Source organism: Mycoplasma sp. 246B, from assembly GCF_054353935.1.
On record NZ_JBTHHM010000015.1, the window covers coordinates 1 to 9,412 of the forward strand.

The 9,412-nt window shown below is 27.1% G+C and carries 11 protein-coding genes; 7 read left to right on the plus strand and 4 right to left on the minus strand.

Annotated features, from left to right (window positions below; genetic code table 4):
* Positions 1-378, minus strand: a 378-nt coding sequence (locus ACXYRR_RS04020) for a hypothetical protein (protein ID WP_458598148.1), incomplete at its 3' end; no start/stop codon positions are given.
* Between the two features lie 82 nt (positions 379-460).
* Between ACXYRR_RS04020 and ACXYRR_RS04025 the strand changes: the two genes are divergently transcribed.
* The 6 genes from ACXYRR_RS04025 (at position 461) to ACXYRR_RS04050 (ending at position 6,824) form a co-directional block, all read left to right on the plus strand.
* A complete protein-coding gene (locus tag ACXYRR_RS04025; RefSeq protein WP_458598149.1) occupies positions 461-1,696 on the plus strand; it encodes an MFS transporter in 1,236 nt (411 codons plus the stop codon).
* A gap of 125 nt (positions 1,697-1,821) precedes the next feature.
* Positions 1,822-2,655 carry a pseudouridine synthase gene (locus tag ACXYRR_RS04030; protein ID WP_458598151.1) on the plus strand — a complete coding sequence of 278 codons (834 nt, stop codon included), beginning with the start codon at positions 1,822-1,824 and terminating at the stop codon, positions 2,653-2,655.
* A gap of 7 nt (positions 2,656-2,662) precedes the next feature.
* Positions 2,663-2,965, plus strand: a complete 303-nt coding sequence (locus tag ACXYRR_RS04035; protein ID WP_458598153.1) for an Asp-tRNA(Asn)/Glu-tRNA(Gln) amidotransferase subunit GatC — start codon at positions 2,663-2,665, stop codon at positions 2,963-2,965.
* On the plus strand, positions 2,965-4,290 hold the full coding sequence (locus ACXYRR_RS04040; RefSeq protein ID WP_458598155.1) for an amidase family protein: 1,326 nt from the start codon (positions 2,965-2,967) through the stop codon (positions 4,288-4,290). Before ACXYRR_RS04035 ends, ACXYRR_RS04040 begins: the two co-directional genes overlap by 1 nt.
* A complete protein-coding gene (gatB, locus tag ACXYRR_RS04045) occupies positions 4,283-5,707 on the plus strand; it encodes an Asp-tRNA(Asn)/Glu-tRNA(Gln) amidotransferase subunit GatB (RefSeq protein WP_458598157.1) in 1,425 nt (474 codons plus the stop codon). Before ACXYRR_RS04040 ends, gatB begins: the two co-directional genes overlap by 8 nt.
* Positions 5,688-6,824 carry a YhjD/YihY/BrkB family envelope integrity protein gene (locus ACXYRR_RS04050; protein ID WP_458598159.1) on the plus strand — a complete coding sequence of 379 codons (1,137 nt, stop codon included), beginning with the start codon at positions 5,688-5,690 and terminating at the stop codon, positions 6,822-6,824. The genes gatB and ACXYRR_RS04050 overlap by 20 nt, the downstream gene beginning before the upstream one ends.
* 58 nt (positions 6,825-6,882) lie before the next feature.
* On the opposite strand, the gene rpmE is transcribed toward ACXYRR_RS04050, so the two are convergent.
* The 3 genes from rpmE to ACXYRR_RS04065 all read right to left on the minus strand — a co-directional run bounded on the left by rpmE (position 6,883) and on the right by ACXYRR_RS04065 (position 8,491).
* Complete coding sequence (gene rpmE, locus ACXYRR_RS04055; protein ID WP_435130593.1) at positions 6,883-7,095, minus strand: 50S ribosomal protein L31; 213 nt, start codon at positions 7,093-7,095, stop codon at positions 6,883-6,885.
* Between the two features lie 12 nt (positions 7,096-7,107).
* On the minus strand, positions 7,108-7,707 hold the full coding sequence (gene rpsD / locus ACXYRR_RS04060; protein ID WP_458598161.1) for a 30S ribosomal protein S4: 600 nt from the start codon (positions 7,705-7,707) through the stop codon (positions 7,108-7,110).
* Positions 7,708-7,897: 190 nt separating this feature from the next.
* Positions 7,898-8,491 carry an FMN-dependent NADH-azoreductase gene (locus ACXYRR_RS04065; protein ID WP_435130597.1) on the minus strand — a complete coding sequence of 198 codons (594 nt, stop codon included), beginning with the start codon at positions 8,489-8,491 and terminating at the stop codon, positions 7,898-7,900.
* A gap of 215 nt (positions 8,492-8,706) precedes the next feature.
* Here ACXYRR_RS04065 and ACXYRR_RS04070 point away from each other — a divergent pair.
* Positions 8,707-9,412, plus strand: a 706-nt coding sequence (locus ACXYRR_RS04070) for a restriction endonuclease subunit S (RefSeq protein ID WP_458598163.1), incomplete at its 3' end; no start/stop codon positions are given.

Sequence of the window (9,412 nt, forward strand, 5' to 3'; positions counted from 1 at the left end):
TCATGTATTTGAAAAATTTGGATATATATCACCTGTTAATGCAAAATATAAACCTGTTTTCGAACTTATATTACTTGCTGATTTAAGATTTGGATTAGTTATTTTAATATTCAACGGGAGAAAAAACGAATTATCAGTATTTTTGATTACTATATCATATCAAAATCTTGGTTTTGGTTGTTCATAAATTTTGACATCATATTCTTTTAAAATATTTATTTCTTTTTGGCTATTTAAAAGAATTTTTACTATTTTTTCTTCATTAAAAATTGAATTAATTCGTCCATCATTGTAACTTTTAGAGAAATTTATATCAAGTTCTTTTAGTTTTACAATAACTTCATTTAAAACTTTATCATAATCGCTTACATAATACATATATTCCTTAAATGTTTAAATTTTACATTAACAATAATAAAATAAAAATAAAGTTGTAAAATAATAAATACAAGGAGATTTTATGGTGAGCATTAATAGACAAATCACTAATAAAATTTATTGATTTATTGCAGTTTTTGTATTATTTTTTGGTAGTCAAGGTTTTCAAATCGGAGCATCAGTATATATTTTTCAAAGTTTAAATAACTTGTGATATATCACTCTTTATTATATTTTAATTCAAGTTCCGATGATATTTGTTTTTATTTTCGGACCAAAAATTATAAAGTTATTCAAATCCAAAAATATTTTAATTTTTTCTGATTCAGCAAGTATATTTATATTATTAATAGTTTTAATCATTGTATTTAAAACACATGATAAAGCACTTTCATATTCTTTAATAGTTGCTAGTGGTTTATTTAGTATAGTCAACTCATTCAGAATTTTAGCATTTAAAAATATTGTCTATTATTTAGCAAACCAAAGCAAAGAACTTCCGATGTTTAATATCACAAACGCATTAGCTATTGCGATTTCGACATTCATCTCTCCTTTATTCACTTTATTTTTATTTACATGACCTTTTTTTGCAGTTGTTATTTTTAACATTATCACATTTGCAATATCTTTATTTTTCTTTATTTTATTAAAGCCTAATCAGCATTCATTAAAGTTAGTTGAAGAACATACACAAGATAAAATTGCAAAAATTAAATATGAAAAATGAATTTTTGCTCTTAGTTTAGGTTTATTTTTCTCGATATTCTTATTTCCTAAACAAACAGGGATTTTGCAGTTTTTTAATTATATAAAATATGATTATAAAAAATGGTCATTTTTATTTTCGATGATTATAGGTGGTTCAGCTTTATTAGGAACCGGGGCAATTTTAGGTTATATAACAGCAAAAAAGAAAGTATCGCGAAATCGGTTGTTTATGGGACTTACAATTGTTGCTTCTCTTTTAAATCTTATTTGAATCCCGATTTTATTTGCTGTAAAGGAAGACAAATTAGCACTGCTTATCACATATATAATTTTAAACTCATTTATGCAACTATCACAATCATTGCTATTTCCTATCGGAAATAATTATTTGTACTTAATTTTTGATAAAAATGAGTTCAATAAACAAAATGCTGTGACATTAATTATACGAATCATTTTTTATTGTTTAATCTTAGTTATATTTACTTGATTAGATGATTCATATGGATTTGAATATATGTTCATCCTTTATGCAATTTTATTTTTTATCATCCTTATTGCAATGGTTATTTCTCGTTATCGGATACATAAAAAAATACATCATTAATCAAAATTACTTTTAATGCTTGTTTGTAGTATTAAAAGTAATTTTGATATATTTATAACTTATATAAAAGCATCAAATAATCAAAAAGATAAAATAATGTATAATTTAATTTATATAGGAGTAAAATGTTTGAAATTAGTGCAACAAATAACGATTCAGGACGAACATTATTTAAGCTTTTAATTAAATATTTGAATAATGTCCCAGTTTCACGGATAGAGAAGCTTTTTCGAAAAAAAGATATAAAAGTTAATAATAGTAGAAAAGTAAGCAAAGATTTAATAATCAATAAAAATGATGAAATTGTTGTATATGGGATAAATGATATATTTAAAAATACCTTTAAAAAAGTATCATTTGATTTAAATATTTTATATGAAGATGATAATATTCTTTTAATTAATAAACAAGCAGGAGTAGTGGTTCATGGTGATGAACATAGTTTAGATCAACAAGTTCTTTCTTACCTTAATTATAAGCAAATTGATAGTTTTAAACCTAGTCATGTAGGTCGTTTAGACAAAGAAACCAGTGGAATTATTTTATATGCTAAAAATTATGCTTCATTAGTCGCTTTAAATGCTTCTAGTATTAATTTTATTAAAAAATATTTATTTAAAAGTGACTTTAATGAAGCATATAAAGAAGTTGAATTATATTTTGGTAAGCAAAATAATAAAATTAAAACATCAGTTAAAGTTAAAGATGGTTATAAATATGCTAAGACTATCTTTTCAATAGAAAACAACAAGCAAATAGCACAATTGCTGACTGGACGCAAACATCAAATCCGTTTATCATTAAAATTCCTAGGTAAACCAATTTATGGTGATATGAAATATGGTGGTAAAAAAGCATCTAGATTGATGCTACATTCATATTATTTAAAATTTACAGGATTGACTGGTAATTTAGCTTATTTAAATAACTTTGAATTTTATGCACCAGCAAAGTGATAGGAGAAATATGATTAAAATTACTAAAGAAAAACTGAATGAAATTGTTAAAACTTTGATGTTTGAACCTACCAAGCAAGTAGTTAATGACATCCTTGAAAATTGAAATAAACTGCAAAAACAAATTAAATATTTTGATAAATTAGATTTAATAAATGTTAAACCAATGAGTCATATTAATGAAAGTTATCAAATTGATTTTCTTAGAGAAGATGAATATAATGAAGAAGATCGCGTTACAAAAGCAAGAATATTATCTAATGCACCTGAATCAGATGGTGATTATCTTAAGTTAACAAAGGTGGTAAAATAGTGCGTAGAATCAAACATCTTGGAAATTATGATGCTGCATACAATGATTTAAAAAATGATAAAAACAATGCTGTTGCGTACTTATTTCCTTATAATACAGATTTTTGTACCAAAGATATGAGTTTATCAAAAGCAGTTTTAACAATTAAAGATAACTATGCAACTAAATGTGCTCCAACATCAGGATCATCAAAAATTTTAGAAAATTTTGAACCTGGTTATTCAGCTACTGCAGTTAAAAAACTATATGCTAATGGAGCACACTTTGTTGCCAAAGTACATCTTGATGAATTAGCACTCGGAGGAACCGGAACATACAGTGGATACGGGTTAATAACAAATCCGTTAGATAAAAATCGTTATGCAGGTGGTTCTTCATCAGGTTCTGTTGCTACATTTAATGAAAACATTTCGATTGCATTAGGTTCTGATACTGGTGATAGTGTAAGATTACCAGGTAGTTATAATGGAATCCCAGGATTTAAACCATCATATGGAGCAATCAGCCGCTACGGTTTATATGCTTATGCATCTTCGCTTGACACAGTTGCTTATTTTGCTCATAATGTTAACGATATTATTGCAATGTCACAGGTGTTATATGGTAAAGATAACAAAGATATGACATCTGTGGATGTTGAAATTAAAGATGTTATTAAAAGTAAACCTAAGAGTGTAATTGCACTTGATTTTTCACAATTTTGTGAAGATTATATCAATGATGCATATCAACAATTGTTGCAAAAGTTATCTGCTACAGGGATAAAAGTTGAAAAAATTAAACCAAATATAGATATTTTAAGATGTGTAAAACCTGCTTATGAAATAATTTCTTATTCAGAAGCAAGTTCAAATTTAGCTAATTTAACAGGTATTGGTTTTGCAAATCGTGTTGATGCAAGTTCATGAGAAGAAATTATTCGTAGCACTCGTTCAAAACACTTTGGAAAAATGGTTCAAGAACGCTTGTCGCTAGGTAGTTACTTTTTATATGCTGAAAATGTTGAAGAAATGTTATTTAAGGCTCAAAAAGCTCGTAGGGTAATAGTTGAGTATTGAAAATCCTTGCAAGATCAAGGTGATTTAGTTATTTTCCCAGCCTTTGCTGCAGTTGCTCCTACTTTTGATGCTCCTAAAGACTACGATGTGATGAGTTATATCTTAACTACTGCCAATTTAGCAGGGAATCCATCGATTACATTACCATTAGCAAAGCATCATAATTTACCATTTTCGATAGCATTAGAAACCAAGATTTATGATGATAAAAAGTTATTAGCATATGCAGAATGATTTGAAGAACTAATCGGAGAAAAACATGAATAATTTTGAAACAATTATTGGAATTGAAATCCATGTTGAATTAAAAACTAAAACTAAAATGTTTTCTGCAATGTTAAATGATTATAATGCACCGGCAAATACCACAGCAAATCAAATTGATTTAGGATATCCGGGAACCTTACCACAAGTTAATAAGCAGGCTGTAAAGTATGCTATTGCACTTGCTAAAGCATTAAATATGCAAATTGATACACAATTACACTTTGACCGTAAAAATTATTTTTATCCTGATTTACCAAAAGGATATCAAATCACTCAATTTTACCGTCCGATAGGTAAAAACGGTAAAATTGATATCATAGTAAATGATAAAATACAAAGTATAGCAATTGAAAGAATCCATTTAGAAGAAGATACAGCACGCCAACATCATAGTGAGCAAGGGACTTTATTAGATTACAATCGTGCCGGAGTTCCACTGATTGAAATTGTAACATATCCTGTGATAAAAAATGCTGATGAAGCTGCAGCATATGTCGATATGATTAAAAAGACTGTGCAGTCACTTGATATATCAGATGGAAAACTAGAGCAAGGAACATTACGTGCTGATATTAATATTTCTTTACGTCCTTATGGTGTAGAAAAATTTGGTACAAAAGTTGAAATTAAAAATATGAATTCGCTTTCTAATATTAAAAAAGCAATTGAATATGAAATTAAATTACAAAGAAGTAAGTTACTTTTAGGACAAGAAATTTTACAACAAACTAAAAGATTTGATGATCAAAGTAATGTCAATGTTGTAATGCGAACCAAAACAGCAGCAGTTGATTATCGCTACTTCCCCGAACCGAATATCCCTTATATCAAACTTTCTGATGCATTTATTAATTCAGTGGTATTAAAAGAGCTACCACTTGAGCGAAGAGATAGATATCAAAGTCTAAAAATTCAAAATATTTATATCAATAGCTTATTAGATGATATTAAATTAGCACAGTATTTTGATTTGATTCCTTATGAAAATAAAGAAGCTTTATCAAAAGTATTTTTTGCTGAAATAGTTTCACTTGCTAACTTAAAAGGTGTTTTATCCTATGATTTAGGGATAAAAGTAGAGGATATTGCTAAGGCGATGCAACTTTTAGACCAAGGAGTTATTTCAGGTAAGTCTCTAAAGAAATTGATTCCTTTACTTGTAAACTTTGATTCTGATATCAACGATCTTTTAGACCAACATCAACTTAAACAAATTTCAGATCCAAAACTTATTACAAATTATTTACAAGCAATAATAGAAAATAATTCAGCATTAGTTTCTGAATACTTAAATCGGCCTGAAAAAGTATTGAAGTTTGTGCTAGGTAATTTAATGAAACAGACAAATGGACAAGTAAATCCGATAATTTCAAACGAAATTGCAGTTAAGGTTCTCGATGCTCGCTTCAAAAAATAAACCACTTAGTTACAAAAAACTAATTAAAATGCGAATACCAAAAAAGATATATAAAAGATTTTATCTTAATATTGTTTATTTTGCTACCTTTGATTTCTTTTATTGGATTTATGAGTTTTTTATCAAAGGAATTATTAGTATTTTTGCTTTTGTTTTAATTCGCAGTTATAATCAAAATCAAAAAGTTAAGCGGCGTAAGGTAGTAAATTATGTTTATGATAAATTCTCTTCATCTGAATATAACTTTATTTGACTCTCTACTGCTTTTTATATGTTAATTTCCTTTGTTTCTGTTATTTATATTGTTTATTTTTTAAACATTACCATAAATGATAACATTGGTTCATTTACAAACTATGTAGATAGTTTTTATAAAGAAACAGTTGAAAACAAAGATGGTAACACTAGTACTTTTCAAGCACTTTTTAATGTTACCATCTTTAATAAATTTATTCCAGGTGGAGATTTATACTTTAACCCATCACCTGGTAAAATGCAAGTTAATAGTTTGCTACAAAAGTTATACACTTTGATTCCTGGTTCCTTTGTAGCCTTACCTGCTTTATATATAGCAGCAGGTGGATATGGAAAACTCATCATTTCTTATAATGTAATTTATTCGCATGAAAAAGTAGGAACATATTGAGGTAATAAAGCAAAAGGTTTGTTTATCGTACTTGGTGTTGCTATTATTTTATGAGCTATGTCTACTCTTAATATCTTTATTCAAGCACGCTTATTTAATGCACACAGACTTGATGGGAGTGGTGTAAACGACTTGTTGTATATTATTTTCACTATAATATTTTTTATCTTAATATTTTTGTATTTATTTAAATTTGTTCCATCTTTTAAAATAAATTTTAAAGGCATTTACAAAGGTGTTATTATTTCTGCTCTTCCTTCGGTTATTTTAGTTATCGCTTATACATATTTAAGTAGATTATTTACTAATAATAACTATGGAGCAGCAGTAGGATTCTTTTTTAGTATCGGATTCTTTGTGAACTGATTTGTGTATTTTATGTTTTTAGGAATTACATTTAATAATGCATATTATAAAAGTTATATTAATACAAGGACTATACCAAAAAAAACCTTGGCATGATGGTTTTAAAAAAAACTTATCGATATGGATAAGTTTTTATTAATCACAAATATTGGTATCTATAATATTATTTAGATGCCTTCTTTTCAAGACGTTTGTTAAATCTATCAATTCTTCCAGTTGCTTTTGCTTGTGTTCTATTTCCAGTATATACAGCATGACATCCTGAACAAACATCAACTGTAAAATGTTTTTTAGTTGAATTAAATTGAAATTCACTTTGACATGTTGAACAAGTTACTTTAACTTGATGGTAATCTGGGTGTAAATCTTTTTTCATATTTATTCCTTATTATTTTGAGTAGAACTCAACTACTAATGAGTCTTTAATTTCTGGGTGAATTTCTGTTCTTTCTGGTAAGCGATCCAATTTTACACTAAAGTCTTTTCTGGTTAATCAAGCAGATGCTACTTTATTTGCTAAACTTTCAGTAATTTGTACATTTGCTCTTGATTTTTCTTTTAATTCAATAACATCTCCTACTGATACAGTTATTGAAGGAATATTAGCTTTTTTACCATTTAAGGTGAAATGATTATGGTTAACTAATTGACGAGCTTGTCTACGTGTTGAAGCGAATCCGGCACGATAAACAAGGTTATCTAAACGTAATTCTAATAATTGTAGGAAGTTGGTACCTGTAACACCTTTTAATTTGGTTGCTCTTTCAAAAGTTCTACGAAGTTGTTTTTCGTTAAGTCCAAATAGGTGTTTTACTTTTTGCTTTTCATATAAGTGTAATCCGTAATCAGATAGTTTAACTTTTTTATTTCCATGTTGTCCTGGTGCATATGTTCTTTTTCTACCTTTAGAAAACTCTTTTCCAGTTTCTAAAATTGAAAAACCAAGACGACGTGATTTTTTAAATACTGGTCCAGTATATCTTGACATTTATTATCCTCTTTTCTGCATATAGAAGAGGGTTTATTTCTTGTTTAATAACTTTAACTTAATGCTTTCAAAATTCAGCTTTATCTACTAACAAGTTATACGCGTTAAATTTATACAAAACAATAACAAACTGCTGCTAATTTATGCTTCTTAATTCTATCACAATTTTGTTTTTATAAAAATTAAATGATTAGAATTTTGCAAGAACATGATCAATTTCATGTTTGTGGTTATCTACATAAACTGTAGCTTTTTCTTCTGAAATAGGTTTTACTTTAGTTCCATTAATACGGTAAATTTGCACATTTTTAGCACCTAGGAATTTTCATGTTCCTTCAAGTCATGAAACATGTGAACCTCATTGATACCAATCTTGTGGCGCTCCTTGTGAAGCAATAATTAAAACATTAAGGTGATCTAATAATCCAATTGCTTCACCTTTTTTAGAATATTTATATGAAAAAGTTTTATCAGCTAACGAAACACTGTCAATAAAGTTTTTAACTACAACTGAAGCAGCAAAGTTAATCATTGATGTAGAAATAACTACTAAATCAGTTTCTTTTAACAAATTAATTCACTTATCTGAATCAATTTGTTTTCAATAATCAGGATATGTTTTTTTGGTTAAAAAGATGTCTCCATGAGTTTCATTTAGATCAAATCTTTTAACATCTTTACCTTCACTTTTAAATTTTGTTTCAAGATAATCCATAGTATCACCGGTATATGATGAATGATCCTTGTTAATTAAATTACCGTCTAAAAGTAATATTTTTTGCATTAATTCTCCTTTATTTATTTAGGATATTATTATACTATTTTTCTAAAAAGTATAAAAAAACTTACATTTTTATAGGTTATTTTTGTTTTTTTGTTTTGTAGTTGATTAAGAGTGGAGTTTTAATTACTAGATATATTTATATTTTGTATCGAATTTTATAAATAACAAACAAGTTATATAAAATAATTTATAATATATATTCAAAGGTGGTAGAGATGAACAAAAAAATACCTGAAATAAGATTTAAGGAATTTACTGGTGATTGAGAAGAGGATCTCTTGGGAAACATTTACGATTATGCTTCTGAGGGCGGAACCCCAAATACAAACATAGAGAATTATTATAAAAATGGAAAAATTCCTTTTTTAAAAATAGAAGATACATCAAGCAAATATGTTTATCAAACAAATAATTTTATTACTGAAGAAGGTTTAAAAAATTCTTCTGCATGAATGATTAAAAAAGATAGCATAATTTTTACAAATGGAGCTACTATTGGAAATGTTTCTATCAATAAAATACCCCTTTGCACAAAACAAGGTATTTTAGGGATAGAAATAAGAAATAAATTTAACCTGGAATTTGTATATTATTTACTAAAAACATGAAATGTTCATTCTCAAACGCTTAAAAATGTTACTGTTGGTACAATACCAACAATTACACTAGGAAATTTTAGTAATATTACTTTTAAAAAACCTAAAAATACAACTGAACAACAAAAAATCTCCCAACTTTTAACTTCCTTAGATTCTTACCTTACACTTCATCAGCAAAAATATGACTTTTTAATGAATATTAAGTCTACATTGCTATCTAAAATGTTCCCTGATCAAAATTCAAAATTTCCTAATATTCGTTTTTCGGAATTTACTCACGCTTGAGAACAGGAGGTTTTGGGAGAATATGCTAGTTTTAGAA